Raw genomic sequence first — 262 nt, 5'->3', positions numbered from 1 at the left:
TCGATGGGCTCAGCCATGTGGTGAACTACAACCTGCCTGAGGATCCGGAAGACTACGTGCACCGCATCGGTCGTACTGGTCGTGCCGGCGCCACTGGCACCTCTATCAGTTTTGCTAGTGAAGACGACGCATTCTTGCTGCCTGACCTCGAGGCCTTGCTTGGCGCGAAGCTGGAGTGCACCTACCCCCCTGCGGAGCTGCTCGTTTAGCGATTCAGCTCTCGGCACCACAGCAATGTGGCGCCCACGACGGCTGCCGGTAC

General features: G+C 61.1%; 1 protein-coding gene. It reads left to right on the top strand.

Annotated elements, in window-relative coordinates:
- Window positions 1–209 (top strand): helicase-related protein (locus A3709_RS20870; RefSeq protein WP_255359774.1); only part of this gene is annotated, 209 nt, incomplete at its 5' end.
- Window positions 210–262 lie beyond the last annotated feature (53 nt).

Origin of the sequence: Halioglobus sp. HI00S01 (genome assembly GCF_001635445.1) — a bacterium.
Taxonomy (GTDB): Bacteria; Pseudomonadota; Gammaproteobacteria; order Pseudomonadales; family Halieaceae; genus Halioglobus; species Halioglobus japonicus.
Note: the sequence above shows the minus strand (reverse complement) of the source record. Positions and strands in the feature narration are given on the sequence as shown.